Source organism: Thiofaba sp. EF100 (assembly GCF_039822285.1).
In the GTDB taxonomy this organism is placed as follows: Bacteria; Pseudomonadota; Gammaproteobacteria; order Halothiobacillales; family Halothiobacillaceae; genus Thiofaba.
Window position 1 is genome coordinate 503363 of the sequence record NZ_JBAJEY010000001.1, and the last position, 18712, is coordinate 522074.

17 protein-coding genes are annotated in these 18712 nt (G+C 65.9%); 8 read left to right on the forward strand and 9 right to left on the reverse strand.

Annotated elements, in window-relative coordinates; translation table 11 throughout:
• Window positions 1–14 precede the first annotated feature (14 nt).
• Window positions 15–1307 carry a YihY/virulence factor BrkB family protein gene (locus tag V6D91_RS02435; RefSeq protein ID WP_347317592.1) on the forward strand — a complete coding sequence of 431 codons (1293 nt, stop codon included), beginning with the start codon at window positions 15–17 and terminating at the stop codon, window positions 1305–1307.
• Between the two features lie 241 nt (window positions 1308–1548).
• Here the strand turns inward: V6D91_RS02435 and V6D91_RS02440 are convergent, their stop codons facing one another.
• Complete coding sequence (locus tag V6D91_RS02440; RefSeq protein WP_347317593.1) at window positions 1549–2073, reverse strand: hypothetical protein; 525 nt, start codon at window positions 2071–2073, stop codon at window positions 1549–1551.
• A 203-nt stretch (window positions 2074–2276) separates the two neighbouring features.
• On the opposite strand from V6D91_RS02440, the gene vapB reads away from it, so the two are divergent.
• The 6 genes from vapB (at window position 2277) to mutM (ending at window position 5874) form a co-directional block, all read left to right on the forward strand.
• Window positions 2277–2507: a type II toxin-antitoxin system VapB family antitoxin gene (gene vapB, locus V6D91_RS02445; RefSeq protein WP_347317594.1), complete on the forward strand. Its 231-nt coding sequence runs from the start codon at window positions 2277–2279 to the stop codon at window positions 2505–2507.
• Window positions 2507–2920: a tRNA(fMet)-specific endonuclease VapC gene (gene vapC / locus V6D91_RS02450; RefSeq protein WP_347317595.1), complete on the forward strand. Its 414-nt coding sequence runs from the start codon at window positions 2507–2509 to the stop codon at window positions 2918–2920. Before vapB ends, vapC begins: the two co-directional genes overlap by 1 nt.
• Before the next feature lie 72 nt (window positions 2921–2992).
• Window positions 2993–4474 carry a helicase HerA-like domain-containing protein gene (locus V6D91_RS02455; protein WP_347317596.1) on the forward strand — a complete coding sequence of 494 codons (1482 nt, stop codon included), beginning with the start codon at window positions 2993–2995 and terminating at the stop codon, window positions 4472–4474.
• 85 nt (window positions 4475–4559) lie between these two features.
• Window positions 4560–4796: a 50S ribosomal protein L28 gene (rpmB, locus tag V6D91_RS02460; RefSeq protein ID WP_347317597.1), complete on the forward strand. Its 237-nt coding sequence runs from the start codon at window positions 4560–4562 to the stop codon at window positions 4794–4796.
• Window positions 4797–4807: 11 nt separating this feature from the next.
• Window positions 4808–4975: a 50S ribosomal protein L33 gene (rpmG, locus tag V6D91_RS02465; protein WP_347317598.1), complete on the forward strand. Its 168-nt coding sequence runs from the start codon at window positions 4808–4810 to the stop codon at window positions 4973–4975.
• An 83-nt stretch (window positions 4976–5058) separates the two neighbouring features.
• Entirely contained in the window at window positions 5059–5874 is an 816-nt protein-coding gene (gene mutM / locus V6D91_RS02470) for a bifunctional DNA-formamidopyrimidine glycosylase/DNA-(apurinic or apyrimidinic site) lyase (RefSeq protein WP_347317599.1), read from the forward strand.
• 50 nt (window positions 5875–5924) lie between these two features.
• On the opposite strand, the gene V6D91_RS02475 is transcribed toward mutM, so the two are convergent.
• From V6D91_RS02475 to V6D91_RS02495, 5 genes are all read right to left on the reverse strand, one after another.
• Window positions 5925–7676, reverse strand: a complete 1752-nt coding sequence (locus tag V6D91_RS02475) for a methyl-accepting chemotaxis protein (RefSeq protein ID WP_347317600.1) — start codon at window positions 7674–7676, stop codon at window positions 5925–5927.
• Window positions 7677–7786: 110 nt separating this feature from the next.
• The gene (locus tag V6D91_RS02480) at window positions 7787–8659 is read right to left on the reverse strand and encodes a MerR family transcriptional regulator (protein WP_347317601.1); all 873 of its coding nucleotides are present in this window, start codon (window positions 8657–8659) and stop codon (window positions 7787–7789) included.
• 439 nt (window positions 8660–9098) lie between these two features.
• Window positions 9099–10499, reverse strand: a complete 1401-nt coding sequence (adeC, locus tag V6D91_RS02485) for an AdeC/AdeK/OprM family multidrug efflux complex outer membrane factor (RefSeq protein ID WP_347317602.1) — start codon at window positions 10497–10499, stop codon at window positions 9099–9101.
• Window positions 10496–13651 carry an efflux RND transporter permease subunit gene (locus V6D91_RS02490; protein ID WP_347317603.1) on the reverse strand — a complete coding sequence of 1052 codons (3156 nt, stop codon included), beginning with the start codon at window positions 13649–13651 and terminating at the stop codon, window positions 10496–10498. The genes adeC and V6D91_RS02490 overlap by 4 nt, the downstream gene beginning before the upstream one ends.
• A gap of 11 nt (window positions 13652–13662) precedes the next feature.
• Complete coding sequence (locus tag V6D91_RS02495; RefSeq protein ID WP_347317604.1) at window positions 13663–14844, reverse strand: efflux RND transporter periplasmic adaptor subunit; 1182 nt, start codon at window positions 14842–14844, stop codon at window positions 13663–13665.
• Window positions 14845–14985: 141 nt separating this feature from the next.
• Between V6D91_RS02495 and V6D91_RS02500 the strand changes: the two genes are divergently transcribed.
• Window positions 14986–15642, forward strand: coding sequence for a TetR/AcrR family transcriptional regulator (locus V6D91_RS02500; RefSeq protein WP_347317605.1), 657 nt, complete (start codon window positions 14986–14988; stop codon window positions 15640–15642).
• A 9-nt stretch (window positions 15643–15651) separates the two neighbouring features.
• Here the strand turns inward: V6D91_RS02500 and mobA are convergent, their stop codons facing one another.
• From mobA to cysG, 3 genes are read right to left on the reverse strand one after another with little or no spacing between them, the layout of a single operon-like run.
• A complete protein-coding gene (mobA, locus tag V6D91_RS02505; RefSeq protein WP_347317606.1) occupies window positions 15652–16257 on the reverse strand; it encodes a molybdenum cofactor guanylyltransferase MobA in 606 nt (201 codons plus the stop codon).
• Entirely contained in the window at window positions 16254–17219 is a 966-nt protein-coding gene (locus V6D91_RS02510; RefSeq protein ID WP_347317607.1) for a glycosyl transferase family protein, read from the reverse strand. Before V6D91_RS02510 ends, mobA begins: the two co-directional genes overlap by 4 nt.
• Window positions 17220–17223: 4 nt before the next feature.
• On the reverse strand, window positions 17224–18642 hold the full coding sequence (gene cysG / locus V6D91_RS02515; protein ID WP_347317608.1) for a siroheme synthase CysG: 1419 nt from the start codon (window positions 18640–18642) through the stop codon (window positions 17224–17226).
• Window positions 18643–18712: the final 70 nt, after the last annotated feature.

Consider the following 18712-nt stretch of genomic DNA (forward strand, 5'->3'; position numbering starts at 1 on the left):
TCGAGAATAGACCCATGCGCCCACGCCCTCAACGCCTGATGCCTCCCGCCGTGCGTACGGCGTGGAAACGGATACTGCTCGTCGGACGGCACCTCTGGCAGGAACTGGATCACGGTCAGCTCAACCTGCACGCGATGAGCCTGTCCTTCACCACCCTGCTCTCGCTCGCCCCGCTCCTGGCGGTGAGCTTCTCGGTACTGAAGGCGTTCGGCGTACAGGACGTCTTGCTGCCCTTCCTGCTGAATGTGCTCGAGCCGCTGGGCGCACAGGGCGAGGAGATCGCCAGCCGCATCGTCGGCTTCGTCGAGAACATCCGCGTCGGCGTGCTCGGGGCGATCGGCCTGGCCCTGCTGTTTTACACCGTGATCGCGCTGATGCAGAAAGTTGAGCGGGCCTTCAACGATGTCTGGCGCGTGCGTGAGGACCGCCCGCTGGCGCAACGCTTCACCCACTACCTGTCGGTCGTGATCGTCGGTCCGGTGCTGCTGTTCGCCATCATCAGCGCCCTCACCCAGTTTTCCGGGGCCGCGGCGAGCCTGCCGATCGCGGGGGGACTCCTGACCCCCTTGGGCCACGGCCTGGAACGGCTCGCCCCCTATCTGATGCTGGCCGGCACCTTCGCCTTCATCTACATCTACGTCCCCAACACCCGCGTGCGGCTGGGACCGGCCCTGATCGGCGCCGCTCTGGCGGCCGTAGTCTGGCTGTTTACCGGGCGCCTGTTCGCCGACGTGGTGGTCAAGACCGGAAACTACACCGCCATCTATTCCGCCTTTGCCGGCCTAATCCTGTTCATGCTCTGGCTCCACCTCGCCTGGCTGATCCTGCTGCTGGGCGCGAGCGTCAGCTACGCACTGCAGAATCCGAAGCGCGTGGGCCATCGCTTCGATGGACACAGCCGAGCCGCCGCCGAAACCACCCTCCGGATGGCGGCACTGATCGCTGACGACTTCACCCACGCGGGTCCGGGATGGACCGCCCCGGCCCTGGCCAGCCGCCTGAACATGCGCCAGGACGAAATTCTTCCCCTGCTTGAGCGCCTGCATGCGGCGAACATCCTGATGCCGGATACGCGCGAGCCACCGGCATGGCGCCCCGCAGCGGCACTGGAGGCCATCCCGCTGGAGAAAGTGATCGAAGTGGCCGAGGGTGTGGCAGTCCTCGACGAGGAAGGCCCGGCCGTCTCGACCATCATGCGACGGATGCACGCCGCCCGTGCCCAGGCCCTGAGTGGGATGACCCTGCGCGACCTGACGCAGACGCCAAGTCCCCAATCACACAATAATGATGGGGGCTTGCAGACATAACCCTTCTTGTTTAATGTCTACATACGGTGTGGTTATAGGCCGCGCCGGATGACGCAACGACTTGATGGGAGACGTGCAATGAACCTGATCATGAACGACCCGGCTGCCTGGGGAAGCATCGTTGTCCTGACCGTCCTGATGGTCGGCGGCGCCTACGCCGTCTATCGCGCGGTCAGCCGCCACTGACCCTCTCATCCCGGGCTGGCCCGGCCAGCCCGCCTACCCTTTCCGGGCTGAGGGGTCACGCATCCCGTCCCTGCTCCTCATCCGGCGTTTCCGCAGGGTGATCGAAGCGTTCAGTCGTGAGCGCCCGAACCCCGAAGGCGGCAATCGCCACCAGGCCCCAGCTCAACCCAGCCACCACGCCGAGGTCGATGATCCCCCGCCAGGGTTGCGGCAGCATTCTGACCGCCAGGATCAACACCACGATGCCTGAGGTCACGGCCAGGGAGACGATGCGCCGCTTGCGGGTGGCATGGATGAATCCCATGCAGAACAGCGGTGCCAGCAGCACATGTAGCGCTCTCGGGTGGTCACGCAGGTAGCGGGCGCGGGCGGCCACGCGCGGGGCAAAGCCTTTCTGGAAGCCCCGATAGCCCTCCCCCACCAGCATGAACACCAGCCATGGAACGGCCACCAGCCATTCGATCATCCCCCAAGGCATACCCCAGGCCTCCACAGCCATCGGCGTGAGCCGCACCACGGCCCAGCCGATCAGAAGCGACACCCCAAGCAGCCCCCACAGCGCACCCAGACGACCCAACATAGCCACTTCATACCTGACAAAAATGGTCGGTAAGGATAACACGCAGAGGCTCGCCATCCATGACTGCCCCCAAGGGGATCGCCCATTTCAACGGGGATCAATCTGTATCGGCCTCCAGGCCACCCACATCAGGCATATCCCATTGACATATCCCATCTCCAGCCTATGATGAACAGGACTTCAACCCAAAGGCCCCCGACCTCATGGAACAAGCCGCCATATTCAAAAGCAATCGCAGTCAGGCCGTCCGTCTGCCGAAATCGGTGGCCTTGCCCGACGATGTCAAACGCGTGGATGTCATTGCCATCGGCCGTATGCGGATCATCACACCTGCTGGCACGGGCTGGGACACTTGGTTTGAAGGGCCTGACGTGACCCCGGACTTCATGGCCGAGCGCGAACAGCCTCAAGACCAGCTGCGCGAGGGGCTCTGATGCTGAAGTACATGCTGGACACCAACATCTGCATCTTCACCATCAAAAACAAACCTCAAATCATCCGTGAGGCCTTTGGGCGGCATGCCGGACAGATGTGCATCAGCGCCATCACACTGATGGAGTTGGTCTACGGTGCCGAGAAATCGTCAGCCCCCGACAGGAACCTCCAGATCATCGAAGGCTTCGCTGCAAGACTCGAAGTCCTCGACTACGACCAAGCAGCCGCGCAGCATACTGGCCAGCTCCGTGCCGAACTGGCACGCGCCGGAACGCCCATCGGCCCGTATGACCTGATGATCGTGGGACATGCGCGCAGCCGGGGGCTGATCCTTGTCTCCAACAATGTGCGTGAATTCGAACGCGTGCAGGGCTTACGACTGGAAGACTGGACGACACAGAGCCGGCCCTGATCCTCACCCCCATGCGCACAACACTGCCCCTACAATGGTCGAGTCGGCGTCAAGCACGGAACATGAAGACCCATGGAACATGACATCCTGATCGGGACCGGGGAGATCCAGGCCCGCCTGCTCGGCCGCATGGCCAACCGCCACGGCCTCATCACCGGTGCCACCGGCACCGGCAAAAGCGTCACCCTGCAAACCCTGGCCGAGGGTTTCTCCCGCATGGGCACCCCGGTCTTTCTGGCCGACATCAAGGGCGACCTCGCTGGCCTGAGCCAACCCGGGACGGACCACCCACGGATCCGCGAGCGGGTGGAAAAGCTTGGCCTCGACGACCACACCTTCGAGGCCGCGCCAGTGGTGTTCTGGGACGTCTACGGCGAGCTCGGCCACCCGCTGCGCACCACCATCTCGGAAATGGGTCCGCTGCTTCTGGCGCGCCTGTTGAACCTCAACGAGATCCAGACTGGGGTGCTCAACATCGCCTTTCGCCTCGCGGACGAGGAAGGACTGCTTTTGCTCGACCTCAAGGACCTGCGCGCCATGGTCCAGTACGTGGGCGAGCATGCCAAGGAGCTGACCGCCACCTATGGCAATGTCTCCGCCGCGAGTGTCGGCGCCATCCAGCGCGCCCTACTGACCCTGGAGGATGCGGGCGGCGACCGCCTGTTCGGCGAGCCGGCCATCAGCCTCGATGACCTGATCCAGACCGACCCGCAGGGACGCGGCGTGATCAATGTCCTCGCCGCCGAGAAGCTCTACCACTCCCCCCGCCTGTACGCGACCCTGCTGCTCTGGCTGCTGGCCGAGCTGTTCGAGCAGTTGCCCGAGGTGGGCGATGCCGAGCGGCCCAAGCTGGTGTTCTTTTTTGATGAGGCCCACCTGCTGTTCGACGACGCCCCCAAGGCCCTGGTCGACACCATCGAGCGCGTGGTGCGCCTGATCCGCTCCAAGGGCGTGGGCGTGTACTTCATCACCCAAAACCCGCTGGACGTGCCGCTGCCCATCCTCGGCCAGCTCGGCAACCGCATCCAGCACGCCCTGCGCGCCTTCACCCCGCGCGACCAGAAGGCCGTGCAGGTCGCCGCCGAGACCTTCCGCCCGAAGCCGGGGCTCAACACCGCACAGGTCATCACCCAGCTCGGCGTGGGCGAGGCCCTGGTCTCCTGCCTGGATGCCAAGGGCACACCCCAGCCGGTCGAGCGCGTGCTCATCGCCCCGCCCCGTTCACGCATCGGCCCGATCACACCGGAGGAGCGACAGCGCGTCATCCAGCACTCCCCCGTCTACGGCGTGTTCGAAAAACAGGTGGACCGCGAATCGGCCTACGAGATCCTGCACCAGCAGACCGAGAGTCTTGCGGCCAAGGCCGGGGCCGTGCTGGAAGGCAAAGAAGATAGCGGCGGCCTGCTGGACGGACTCCTAGGTCAGAGCGGTAGACGACGCGGCGACTCCCTGGCGCAAACGCTGATCAAGAGCACCGCCCGTGCCATCGGCAGCCGCTTGGGGCGCGAGATCGTGCGCGGCGTGCTTGGCGCCATCCTTGGCAAAGGAAAATGATTGGCAGTGCTTGAGGAGAAAGACCTTTTCCAATAGAATGCCGGGCTTTCGTATACACGACCATTTTCAGTAACAGGAAAGCATCATGTCCCGAGTTTGCCAGGTGACCGGTAAGCGTCCGGCGACCGGAAACAACGTTTCCCACGCCAACAACAAGACCCGTCGCCGCTTCCTGCCCAACCTGCATCAACACCGCTTCTGGCTGGAGAGCGAAAAGCGCTTCGTCAGCCTGCGCGTCTCCTCCAAGGGCATGCGCATCATCGACAAGCTGGGCATCGAACAGGTTGTCGCCGATCTGCGCGCCCGTGGCGAAAAGGTTTGAGGTAAGAAGAGATGGCCAAGTCTGCACGTGACAAGATCAAGCTGGTATCCTCCGCGGGCACCGGCTTCTACTACACCACCACCAAGAACAAGCGCAACACTCCGGACAAGATGGAGTTCCGCAAGTACGATCCGGTGGTGCGTCAGCACGTGATCTTCAAGGAAGCCAAGATCAAGTAATCACTGGGCTTCTGACCCGATGATTTGATCTGCAAAGAGCCCGGCCCCGCCGGGCTTTTTTACGCCCGCCCCGCCGTTGAGCCATGCCTGAACTGCCCGAGGTCGAAACCACCCGCCGCGGCATCGAACCGCATCTGACCGGTCACCGGTTCGAACACATCCTGGTCCGTGAACGCCGCCTGCGCTGGCCCATTCCGGCAGGACTGGAGCAACAGCTGCTCGGCCAAACGGTGCAGGGCGTCCGGCGGCGGGCGAAATACCTGCTGATCGATTTTCCGCACGGCACCCTCATCGCCCACCTTGGCATGTCCGGCAGCCTGCGCTTGGTCGAACCGGGCACCGCGCTGCAGAAGCACGACCACGTCGAATTCCGGCTCGACTCCGGGCTTGCCTTGCGTCTGCATGATCCACGCCGCTTCGGTGCCCTGCTGTGGACGGAGGCACCTGCCGAACACCACCCCCTCCTCGCCCACCTCGGCCCCGAGCCGCTGGCGGAGGCGTTCAACGGCAGCTACCTCTACCAATCCATCCACCACCGCAAACAAGCCATCAAGAGCGCCATCATGGACCACCATGTGGTGGTCGGTGTGGGCAACATCTACGCCAACGAAGCCCTGTTCCTCGCTGGCATCGACCCGCGCCGGGCCTGCCAGCGCATCGCCCGGGAACGCATCGAAAACCTCGCCGGTACCATCCGGCATGTGCTGGCCGCGGCGGTGGAACAGGGCGGCACCACCCTGCGCGATTTCGTCAACCCCGAAGGCCGCCCCGGTTACTTCCAGCAGACCCTCAACGTCTACGGGCGAGGCGGCGCGCCCTGCCGGGCCTGCGGCACGCCCATTGCCCACACCGTCATCGGCCAGCGCGCGAGCTTCTACTGCCCCGTCTGTCAGCGCTGAGCATCGGGCTCACGACTCTGGACTGGCGCCTTGGCGCGGGCAGTCCGTCTCTACACCCGGAACTCCCTGACGAGGGCGTTAAGCTGCTCCGCCAGCCCGGCCAGTTCCTCACTGGAGACCAGCGTCCGCTGGGCCTGCTGCGCTGTCTCGCTGCCGGCATGGCTGATGTTGACGATGCTGCGCGCAACCTCGTCCGCCGCTGCGCTCTGCTCCTCGGCCGCGGTCGCGATCTGCAGGATCATGTCGTTGATCCGGCTGATCGCCTCGTTGATGGCCGTCAACGCCTTACCGGCCTGGGCCGACTGCTCCACCGCACCCGCCGCCTGCTGGCGGCTACTCTCCATCGCCTCGCTGGCCTGGTGAGACTTGTCCTGCAGCTTGTCGATCATCGCCTGGATTTCATGGGTGGATGCCTGGGTCTTGCTTGCCAGGTTGCGCACCTCGTCGGCCACCACCGCGAAGCCACGCCCCTGCTCGCCAGCACGCGCCGCCTCGATCGCGGCATTGAGCGCCAACAAATTGGTCTGCTCGGCGATATTGCGTATCACGTCGAGAATGGCCCCGATCGCCACGCTGTCGGTGCGAAGTTCGTGAATGAGCCGCGCCGTCTGCTGCACCGTGGCGGCCAGCGTGTCAATGCTCTTCATGCTGCTCTCGATGACGGCAAAGCCATCCCGTGCGGTCTGCTCGACCGTCGTGGATTCCTGCGCGGCGAAGGAAGTATTGCGCGCCACTTCCTGCACGGTCGCGCTCATCTCCGTCATCGCAGTCGCCACCATGTCGGTCTCGTGGCGCTGCCTGTCCAGGCTGAGGTGGGTCTGCTCGGCGACGGCATGGGCCTCCTCCGCAGAGGTGGCGACCTTGGCCGAAGCCACGGCCACGCCCTGCATCGCCCCCTGCATGCGATGCATGAAGCGGTTGAAGGACTTCGCCATCTGCGCCATCTCGCCCCGCCCCCGCTCGTCGAGCCGCACGCGCAGGTCGTTGTCGACCTCGGCCTGATTGAGCTTTTGCATGACCCCCATGACAGGCGCGGTCACCATGCCGCGCACCAGCCGGAAGATCGCGAACAGGGTGATGAGCAAGCCGATCAGCGCGGTCAGTCCCCCGGTCAGGATGCCATGCCATATCTGCTCCTTGGCCTCGTCCAGCGGGCGAATGATCTCGAAGGCGCCATGCAGGTCACCCACCTTCTTGTTGTCCATGGGATAGCCGGCAATATCCCGCCCGTCGTCGCGCCCCCACAGGACCCTGGATCGGGCCGGGTCGCCGTGACAGATCATGCAGGCCTCGCTCAGGCGGACCGGCCGGAAGTAGCGCACGGCATGGAGGCTGTCGTCGATCACGTAGTGCTCCCGCACCTGGGGATTGGCCTCGAAGAATTCCAGCACGCCGGTCTCGAGCGAATCGGCCTTGTTGTCCGGATTGCGGGGATTACGGCGCGGGCTCTTGAAGGTGAAGCCCCCCTCCTGAGACTTGGCCTTGGCCGCCTCCCAGGCCGAAACCACGGGGATGACCGCGAGGATCTTCGCCCTCGCCTCGTCCATGGAGGGGGCCTCCGCCGCGATGCGCGTCATCGCCTCAGTGCTGAACAGCCCGAGGCGCCATTTCTGCTCCATGTTCTCACGCACGGACTCGGTCATCAGGAGCAGGTTGCGCGCAGCATGGACCTCGGCCTGGATCTTGTCGTGCCACTCCGTACGGGCCCGGTCCACGAGCATGACGCCCTGGAGCAGGACGATGATGCCGCCGATGGCGAGGCTGGTGCGGAAGCCGATGGAGTCAGGGATTTTGATGGGCATATCGGAACCTCGAATCGAAGAAACCTTGAACACCGAAAGCCACAAACGCGCGTGACGCTGCATCCCTTGCCACGGGGTTCGGCTCACGAAATTCCCTGCCGGTCATGAACTCACCCCCGGGATAGATGCGAGAGCACATGCGCCGACAGCTGCATCAGGTCCTCGAAGGCGAACACGCCTTCAGGCAGGGACGCGATCCGGACGATGCCACCTCCACCGAGCCAGACCTCCGTCCGGGGGCAGACCGAGTCGCACAGAGCCGACACATAGGCCTGCGCCTCCCCGGGCGCATAGCTGCAACTGATGGACAGGCCGATCGCATCTGGCCGGAAGGACTTGACGGAGGCCAGGAGCTGGTCGAGGGGAAGATTCGGCCCAAGATCGATGCACTGGCAGCGAAGACCGCTCAGGACGGCCTTGGCCGCGGCAAGCCCCAAGGCATGCAGCTCTCCGGATGGCGTGGCGAGCAGGACGCGGGATCTCGCCTGCGCTTCGGGAACGGATGAGACCCGCTGTTCGAGCAACGACTGCACGATCATCGACAAGGCATGTTCGCGGAAGACCGGCAGTTCGCCCGTCGCCCAGGCATCGCCGGCGCTCCTCATCAAGGGAACGATCCGCGACTCGATGAACCCCAGTACATCCAACGCCATGGAATCGAGCTCCAGCCGCTGGCGAAGCGCGTCCAGACGGTCCTGCCGCAGAAGGTCAAGCAGTTCCCTGATCACCCCATCCGGCGAGTCAGCCGCAGCCGCCTCGATTCCTTCCACCGAGGCGGACAGGGAACGGAATACCTGCCCCGGGCGCATCCCCTGATCCAGCAGGGCCTTGGCGCTGCGCAACAGGCGAAGGTCGCGAGCAGAGTAGAGGCGGAATCCGCCCTCTGTGCGCCCCGGCCTGGGAAAACCGTAGCGTTGCTCCCACTTGCGCAGCGTGTCCGCCGGAACGCCAATCTCATCGCTGATCATCTGGATCGTGAACACGATATTCCTTTCCAAAGGCACAACTGTCCAACTTTTGTCCAAGGTTAGACCGCGCCTGTTCAATGCACAAGAGTGCCTCCGTATCCATGGCTCCCTGCCCCAAGCCGATCCGGTGTTCCTTCAACCGGTATGTCGTGGACGAAATCAAGGGACATCCCGACCGCTTTCCCGCTGGACAGGCCGTGTACGAGATGATGAGAAAAAAGGGGTGATGCGGAGCATCCGGGCTCCTAACCCGGGATGGTCGACGCCAGGAGCGACAGATTTTCTGTGCAGCCGTCAGACACCGAGATTGTGGCCAGCGGGTTGGATGCCACGAAATTACGAGTCGCGCGATCCCCCCCCGTTGCAGGCGGGCGTTGGCATTCCCGAGGATCCCCATCGGCAAGACGGGCAGTCGTCATACCGCTGGGGCCAGGAAAGCGGAGGTAACGTGCCCTTATAAGACCCCGCCCCCTAGAACCTTGTACAGCACGACACGGTTGGCTGCCTCCGCGAGACGCGCGTCGATCAGGAGGGACTCCGCCAGGTACAGGCTGCGCTGGGCGTCGAGCAGGCCAAGGTAGCTGTCCACCCCGGCCGTGTAGCGCGCCTCGGAGAGGCGGAAGCTGTCCTTGGAGGCTTCGACCAGCCGCCGCCTACCATCCAGCTGCTCGCCCAGGCTGGCGCGCTCGGCCAGCGCATCGGCTACCTCGCGGAAAGCGGTCTGGATGGCCTTCTCGTAGCGGGCGATGCCAATGTCGCGCTGCAGCTCGGCCACATCCAAACTTGCCCGAAGGCGACCGGCCTCGAAGATCGGCAGGCGGACCTGCGGCATGAAGGTCCATGTTCCCGAACCGCTGGCAAACAGGCCGTCCAGCGAACTGCTAGCGATACCGCCAGCGGCGGTGAGGGCGATGCTCGGGAAGAAGGCAGCGCGGGCGGCGCCGATGCTGGCATTCGCGGCCCGCAGCTCATGCTCCGCCTGGAGAATGTCAGGGCGTCGTACCAGCACCTCGGAGGGGACCCCCGCCTTCAGTCCAGCCATGGCAGCCGAGGACTCCCCAAGTGCTTCAGGTAGCCACTCGGTCCGCAAGGACGTGCCGACCAGCAGGGCCAGCGCATTCTCGTCCTGGTTCACTACGGCCTGGAAGCGCGCCCGGTCGGCCCTAGCACCTTCCAGCAGAGTCTCGGACTGGCGCAGGTCAAGGGCAGAAACGGCGCCGAATTCGAAGCTGCGGCGCGTCAGCTCGTGCGACTGCGCTCGGGTCTCGTAGGTGCGCTGGGCCAGGGTCAGGCGCTCGCGATCGGCGGCGAGAGTCATCCAAACCTGGGCCACCTCGGCAATCAAGCTAATCTGCACGCTGCGTCGTGCCTGCTCCGTGGCGAGGTACTGTTCCATGGCCTGCTCGTTCAGACTGCGGATGCGGCCGAAGAAGTCCAGCTCCCAGGCTGCAAAGCCGAGCGTCGCGCTGTACTGGCGATGGGTCATGGGCTCGCCCGTTGTAGTCAGGTCGCCCGGCAAGCGCTGCACCGTCTGGCTGCCATCGGTACCGACCGCCGGGAACAGATCAGCACGCTGGATACGGTACTGCGCCCTCGCCTTCTCAATATTGAGCGCGGCCACGCGCAGGTCGCGGTTATTCTCCAGCGCCTGCGCGATCACCTCGCGCAAGCGCGGATCAGTGAAGTAATTGCGCCAAGGGATGGTTGCAGCCAGTTGTCCTTTGGGCAGCACGCCAGCTTGGGGGAAGGACTCCGGCACTGGGAGCACCGGGTGCTCATGCTCCGGAGCCAGGGTTGCGCAGCCGCTGACGAGGCCGAGGCCGAGCGCCAGTGAGAGCATCCGCAGCCGCATCATGATTCCACCTCCTCAGTGTTACGCGGGCCCGCCTGCACGGGCCGCACCCTGAACAGGCGCATGACCAGCACGTAGAACAGCGGGATAAAGAAGATGCCAAGCAGCGTTCCTGCGACAATGCCGCCGAGCAGGCCCGTGCCGATCGCGTGCTGGCTACCGGAGCCCGCCCCCGTGGCGATCGCCAGCGGCAAGACGCCGAAGCCAAAGGCCAGCGAGGTCATGATGATCGGCCGCAGGCGCATGCGCACCGCCTCCAGCGTGGCGGCCACCAGGTCCTTGCCGGCCTCCCATTCAGCCTTGGCGAACTCCACGATCAAGATCGCGTTCTTCGCTGACAGGCCGATGATGGCGAGCAGGCCCACCTGGAAGTAGACGTCATTCGCAAGCCCCCGGCCGGTGGTCGCCAGCACCGCGCCGAGCACGCCGAGCGGCACCACCAGCAGCACCGCGAAGGGCACCGACCAGCTTTCGTACAGCGCCGCCAGGCAGAGGAACACGATCAGAAGCGAAAGCATATACAACATCGTGCCCTGCGAGCCGCTCTGGCGCTCCTCGTAGGAGGTGCCGCTCCACTCGTAGCCGATGCCCGGCGGGAGCTTCGCGATCAGCTCCTCGACCGCCGCCATCGCCTCGCCCGAGGACAGCCCCGGCGCGGCCTCACCCATCAGTTCGACCGCCGGGACGCCGTTGAAGCGCTCCAGGCGCGGGGAACCGTAGATCCATCGCGCGCTGGCGAAGGCCGAGAACGGCACCATCTGCCCCTGCTTATTGCGCACGTACCACTTGCCGAGATCCTCCGGCGTCATGCGCGCGTCAGCCTCACCCTGGATGTACACCTTCTTGGTGCGGCCGCGGTCGTTGAAGTCGTTCACGTACGCCCCGCCCCAGGCCGTGGACAGGGTGTCGTTGATGTCCGCCACGGACAGTCCCAGCGCTCCGGCCCTGGCATAGTCGATGTCGATGCGGAACTCGGGCATGTCGTCCTGGCCATTCGGACGCACCCGCACCAGGCGGGGATCCTGCGCCGCCATACCAAGGAACTGGTTGCGCGCGGCCATCAGGGCCTCGTGCCCGAGGCCCGCACGGTCTTGCAGGTAGAGGTTGAAGCCTCCAGCCGTGCCGAGCTCGATCACCGCCGGCGGTACGAAGGCGAACACCATGGCCTCGCGGATCTGCGAGAACGCCCCCATCGCGCGGTTGACGATGGATCTCACGTCCTGTCCGGGCTCCGTGCGCTCGCTCCAGTCATGCAGGCTCACAAAGCCGATGCCCATGTGCTGGCCGCGGCCCGCGAAGCTGAAGCCGGCCACGGTGAAGATCGACTTCACGTTGCCCTCCTCGCCCTCGAGGAAATGCTTCTCCACCTTCTCCAGCACCTCGAGGGTGCGCTCCTGGGACGCGCCCGCCGGCAGCATGATCTGGTTGAACATGAAGCCCTGGTCCTCCTCCGGCAGGAAGGAGGTCGGCATGCGCATGAACAGGACACCGAGCACCACCACGAGCGCCGCATAGATGGCGACGAAGCGCAGGCTGCGCCCGAGCATGCCGCCCACGGTGTTCGTGTAGCCGCGCGTGCCCCGCTCGAACAGGCGGTTGAAGCCACCGAAGAAGCGCCCGAAGAACCCGCTCTCGCCATGACCGTGCCCCTTCTCCACCGGCTTGAGGATGGTCGCGCACAGGGCCGGGGTGAAGATGATGGCCACCAGCACCGAGAGGGCCATCGCGGAGACGATGGTGATGGAGAACTGCTGGTAGATCACCCCGGTGGAGCCGCCGAAGAAGGCCATCGGCACAAACACCGCCGACAGCACCAGGCCGATGCCGACCAGCGCGCCGGTGATCTGGCGCATAGACTTGCGAGTCGCCTCCTTGGGCGAGAGCCCTTCCTCCGTCATCAGGCGCTCGACGTTCTCCACCACCACGATCGCGTCGTCCACCAGGAGACCGATGGCGAGCACGATGCCAAACAGGGTCAGGGTGTTGATCGAAAAGCCGAGCGCTGCCATCACCCCGAAGGTACCGAGCAGTACCACGGGGATGGCGATGGTGGGGATGAGCGTGGCCCGCAGGTTCTGCAGGAACAGGAACATCACCACAAACACCAGCAGGATCGCCTCGAGCAGGGTCTTGACCACCGACTTGATCGACAGCTTCACGAACGGGGTGGTCTCGTAGGGCACCACCGCCTGCACGCCCGCCGGGAAGAAGTCCTTCAGCTCCTCAAGGCGCGCATGCACCGCCGCCGCGGTTTCCAGCGCATTCGCCCCCGCCGCGAGCTTGATGCCCATGCCTGCGGCCGGCTGGCCGTTGTAGCGCGCCATGGTGCCGTAGTTTTCGGCACCGATCTCGACGTGGGCCACGTCCCCAAGACGTACTTCACCACCCTGCGCATCGGTGCGCAGCAGGATAGCCTCGAACTCCTCCGGAGTCGTTAGGCGGCTCTGCGCCGTGAGGGTGGCAGCGAAGCCCTGGCCGGGCACGGCCGGCGTGCCGCCGAGCTGGCCGCCCGAGACCTCAGCATTCTGCGCGCGAATGGCCGCCTTGAGATCGGCGGGGGTCAGATTGAATTTGACGAGTCTGGCCGGGTCCATCCACACCCGCATGGCGTACTGCGCGCCGAAGACCTGCACCTCGCCCACACCAGTCACCCGCGAGATCGAATCCTGGATCGTGGAGGCGAGGAAATCGGACAGGTCCTTGTTGTTCTTGCTGCCATCCTCGGACACCAGGCCGATGATCATGAGGAAGTTGCGCGCCGACTTGGAGACCGTCACGCCCTGCTGCTGCACGGCCTGCGGCAGCAGCGGCAGCGCGCTCTGCAGCTTGTTCTGCACCTGGACCTGGGCGATGTCGGGGTCCGTGCCAGTCCTGAAGGTCAGCGTGACCGCGCCGTTACCATAGGAGTCGCTGGTCGAGCTCATGTAGAGCAGCCCATCGAGGCCATTCATCTTCTGCTCGATGACCTGGACAACAGCATCCTCCACGGTCTTGGCCGATGCGCCCGGGTAGGTGGCGTTGACGACAATGGTCGGCGGGGCGATCGCGGGGTATTGCGAGACCTGCATCTGGGTGATGGACAGGCCGCCCGCGAGCATGATGAGGATCGCGATGACCCAGGCGAAGACCGGGCGGTCGATGAAGATCTGTGCCATGGATCAGGACCTCACTGCGCCTGGGCGACGGGTTCAACCGCCGCCTTCGCTTCCTCAGCCTTCACCGTCGCGCCCGGACGCACCTTCTGCAGGCCCTCGACGATCACACGCTCGCCCGCAGCCAACCCGTCCGTCACCCGCCAGCGGTTGCCCATGGATTCGGCCGTCCGGATGACGCGCAGCTCGACCTTGTCCTCGGCATTGACCACCAACACCTGCGCATTTCCCTTCGGATCGCGCATCACGGCGGCATGTGGCACGAGGATCGCCTGCTCGTCCACCCCCTGGTCGAGACGCGCACGCACATACATGCCTGGCAGGAGATCCCCCTTTGGGTTCGGGAACACGGCACGCAGGGTCACACTGCCCGTACCCTGGTCGACCGTGACCTCGGAGAAGGCGAGCCGCCCTTCCGGGCCGTACTCGCTACCATCCTCGAGCACCAGCCGGACCGGGACCGAGCTCTCCCGCCCCCGCAGCAACCTGCCCGCCTCGAACTCGCGCTTCAGGCGCAGCAGATCGGCGCTGGACTGGGCCAGGTCGACGTAGATCGGGTCCAGTTGCTGCACGGTGGCCAACGCCTCAGCCTGGTTCGCCGTCACCAGGGCGCCGGGCGTGACCATGGAACGGCCAATACGCCCGCTGATCGGCGCGGTCAGGCGCGTGTAGTCGAGATCGATCCTCGCCTTATCCAGTACGGCCCTGGCCGAGGCCACGTCAGCCAGGGCTTGCTTCAGCGCCGCCTGGGCGTCGTCGTGCGCTTCCTTGCTCACCGCGTTGATCTTGACCAGCTCGGCCTGCCGCTCCGCCTTGAGACGGGCAGACTGCAGCTGAGCTTCGGCACGCGAAAGGCTCGCCCTGGCGCCATCGTAGGCGGCCTGGTAGCCGGACGGGTCGATCTGGTAGAGCAGCTGTCCGGCCTCGACCTCGCTGCCCTCGATGAACTTGCGCGACTTGATGATGCCCGTGACCTGCGGGCGGATCTCAGCAATCAGGTACGGCACGGTACGCCCCGGTAATTCTGTCGTCCGCGTCACCGGGCCGGGACGCACGGTCATCACGGTGACCACGGGCAACGCCGCCACCCCGGCCGGCGCACTTCCCTCCTTCCCGCCATCGCAGGCCGTCAGCGCCAGAACACTGATCAGCACGGCGAGGACTGGCCTGAAAAGATGGTTGCGATGGATCGTCATGGAAGACCTCCCGGACAAAGGGGACGCGGCGTCACGAAGCACGCGACAACCCGACAAGATTGAGCGTTCATTCTAGTTTGAGCATTCATTCTACAATGGGTCGTTTATACTGCAAGCATTCACCCCAGCCAGATCCAGATCATGCGCGACCTTGAACCCAAGACTGTGCAACAGCGTTCGGATGCCCGCCGGGCGCAGATTCTCACCGCCGCGACCGATTGCTTCCGCGAGCACGGCTTCCATGGCGCCAGCATCGCCAAGATCTCGCAGGCCTGCGGCATGAGCCCCGGCCACATCTACCACTACTTCGAGAACAAGGAAGCCATCATCGAGGCCATCGTGGCGCAGGATCTCGAGCGCATGCTGACCCTGAACAGCGAGTTGCGTTCGGCGAGCGATGTGAAGGGCGCCCTCATCGAGCGCACCGCCGAGGGCGTGCAGGGCAAGCTCGACCCGCAGGCCGCCGGCTTGCAGCTTGAGATCATCGCCGAGGCCGCCCGCAACTCACGCGTGGCCGGCATCGTGGAGACGGCCGACCGGAATTGCCGCGCCAGCCTGGCCGAGACAATCCGCAACCTCCGCCGCGCCGCCGGCTTTGAGGACACCGAGACGAGCATCGCGGGCATGGTCGAGGTGCTCGCCGCGATGTTCGAGGGCCTGCAGTTCCGCACCATTCGCAACCCGGACATCGACAAGGACGTTGTGATCGACATGTTCCGGCGCGTGATCCACAACCTGCTCAGCCAGCCGCCGGGCGAGGCCGCCATGTCCCCAGCCCCGGGATCCAAGGAGCGCTAAGGACCTGAATCAGCCTTCACTTGACCGCCCTGCCGTCATGCCCAGAGCGGCAAGATCCCCCGGCGTATTGAGGTTGCGGGCCAGCGGGCCGGATGCCCCGAAATCCACGAGCCGCACACGATGGGCCGCGAACCAGCGCCAGGCGGCGTGCTCGCCCCGCTGCAGGCTGTCCTGCAAGGCGCTGCGAAAGGATGCGTCGACGAGACAGACGGTGGGGTGAAGGCGTGCCCCCGTCGCGGCCATGACCAGGGGGGCCCCCTGCCCCGTGGATGCCGCGAGGAAACGGCTGACGAGATCCTCCGGCAGTCCGGGCAGGTCGCATGGCACGCACACCACGCGCCCCGTCTCCACCGCCGTCAGCGCGGCATGCACCCCGGCCAGCGGCCCCAGCCCGGCATGGCGCGGATCATCGGCGATCAGCGGCAGGCCGAACGCCGCATAGCGCTCGTGGGCACGATTGGCATTGATGAGCAGGCGATCCACCTGCGGCGCCAAGTCCTCGATCAGACGGGCGATCAACGGCCGCCCCTGCCAGTCCAGCAACCCCTTCTCCACCCCGCCCATGCGCGTGCCGCGGCCGCCGGCGAGGATCACGCCGGTAATCCCCCCGCTCATCGGGCGGCCCACCAGGCGCGGGCCAGCGCGAGGGCCTCGTCCCGACCGGCGGCCATCCCACGAGCCTGCAACACACAGCCAACGGTGGCGATGACGGCGGCCTCGCCGTAGACATCGCCGACCTCCCCCTCCCAGACGGCGCGCAGGTGCGCGGGGTCGAGCCGTTCCGGCTTGAGTTGGCGGCGTTCAAGCAGGGGCGGCAGGTCGAAACCGCCCGCCACCGCCCCCCGGCTGACCAGCACCTCGGCTCCCATTTCGGGATTGATTTCCGCCTCCCCCCCCTCGCCCTTGAAGACCACCACACCCGGTTCCCGCAGCAGGATCGCCGCCTGCTGATGGATGCGCTCATAGCCGCGATGGAAGATACCGTGCACCGACAGCGGCGCACCGAGCGGGTTGAGCATGCGCGCCACGCTATGCACCGGCGAGCGCAGGCCGAGCAGCTCGCGCAGCTGCATCAGCCGCTTCAGGCCGGGGGCAAAGGACTCCAGCGGCAGGAAGGCGAAGCCGCTGGCGGCGAGGCGCTCGCCGGCCTCTGCGAGCGAGGCGGATGCGGACAGGCCAAGCGCCGCCAGCGCCGCGTGGGTGTAGATTCGCTCGCCGGACTCGCCTTCGGTGCCGTGCATGAACACCGGCAGGCCGTTTTGCGCCAGCAGCCGCGCGGCCAGCAGGAACCAGGGCAGGTGGCGGCGCTTGCCGGCGTAACTGCCCCAGTCGATGGCGGGCACGGGGATGCCTTCGGGCACGGCGATGCGCTCGCGCACGGCCGCGACGAAGCCAGCCGCCTCCTCCGGGCTCTCCTCGCGCACGCGGATCAGCATCAGGAAGGCCCCCACCTGCTCGGGGCTTGCCTGCCCGTCGAGGATCATGCCGAAGGCCGCGCGCGCCTCCTCCTGCGTTAGGCTGCGCGAGCCGTGGCGGCCCTTGCCGAGGATCTGGATGAACGGGGCGAAGGGATGCATGGTGCTAGGCCGCGAACAGGGACAGGTCGGCGGCGGAGGCCGACGTCGATTCCACGAAACCCAGCCGCTCCCGCAGCCGCACCACCTCGCCGACCACGATCAGGCTGGGCGAGCGCGGCTCGGTCCTGCGCGCCACCTCCGGCAGGCTGGCGAGGGTGCCCTCGAACACCCGCTGGTCCGGCAGCGTGCCGCGCTCGACGATGGCGGCCGGCATGTCAGGCCGCATGCCGTGGGCCATGAGCCGCTCACAGATGCGCTCCACATTGGCAAGCCCCATGTAGAACACCAGGGTCTGCCCCTCGGCCACCAGCGCACGCCAGTCGAGCCCCATGTCGTCCTTTTTCGTGTGCCCGGTGACAAAACGTACCGACTGGGCATGATCACGGTGGGTGAGCGGCATGCCGGCAGCGGCCGCACACCCGGCCGCCGCGGTGATCCCCGGCACCGCGAGGCAGGGGATGCCCGCCTCGATGACCGCCTCCATCTCCTCCCCGCCCCGGCCGAAGATGAACGGATCGCCGCCCTTCAGGCGGGCCACGCGCTTGCCTTGTTTCGCCAGATCCACCAGCAAGCGATTGATCTCCTCCTGCGGCAGAGTGTGGCGGTTCATGCACTTGCCCACGTCGATGCGCTCGGCCTCGCGGCGGGCGAGGTTGACGATGGCCTCCGGCACCAGCCGGTCATGGACGACGACATCCGCCTGCTGCAACAGGCGCAGGGCCTTGAGGGTGAGCAGGTCCGCATCGCCCGGCCCCGCGCCGATCAGCCAGACCTCCCCCAAGGCGGCAGGTTGCCCCGCCTCCAGGGCCTCCTCGATCAGCCGTTCGGCCTGGGCGATCCGGCCGGAAGTGGCCAGTTGCACCAGCGGGCCATCCAGCATGCGCTCCCAGAAATGCCTGCGCGCCTCCTGCACCGCGAAGCGCCTCTTCACTGCGCCGCGGTAGCGCCCCAGAAGTTCGGTCAGGTGGCCGAATCCGGCCGGGATCAGGGCCTCCAGCCGGGCCTTGAGCAGCCGCGCGAGGATGGGCGAACGCCCGCCCGTGGAGAGGGCGAGGGTCAGCGGGCCACGCTCGACGATGGACGGCAGGATGAAGCTGCACAATTCCGGCTGATCGGCCACGTTGACCGGAATGGCGTGGCGCTCGCACTCCTCGAACACCAAGCGATTGACCGCCTCGTTGTCGGTGGCGGCGATGACGATGCGGAAGCCCCGCACCAGCCCCGGGCCGAACACCTGCTCCCGCCACACCACCCGGCCGGTGTCGATCATGCGCCGCATCTCATTGCGCACGCGCGGGGCGATGACGGTCACGGAGGCCCCGGCCAGGAGCAGCAGCTCGGCCTTGCGCGCGGCCACGGTGCCTCCGCCGACGACCAGGGCCGGGCGGTCTTTGAGGTTCATGAAGATGGGCAGGTTTTCCATGGGATTCACCTTACGACGGTAGACCTTCTCCCCCTTGAAGAGGGAGGGTTGCGGAGGGGGTGACGAGGGG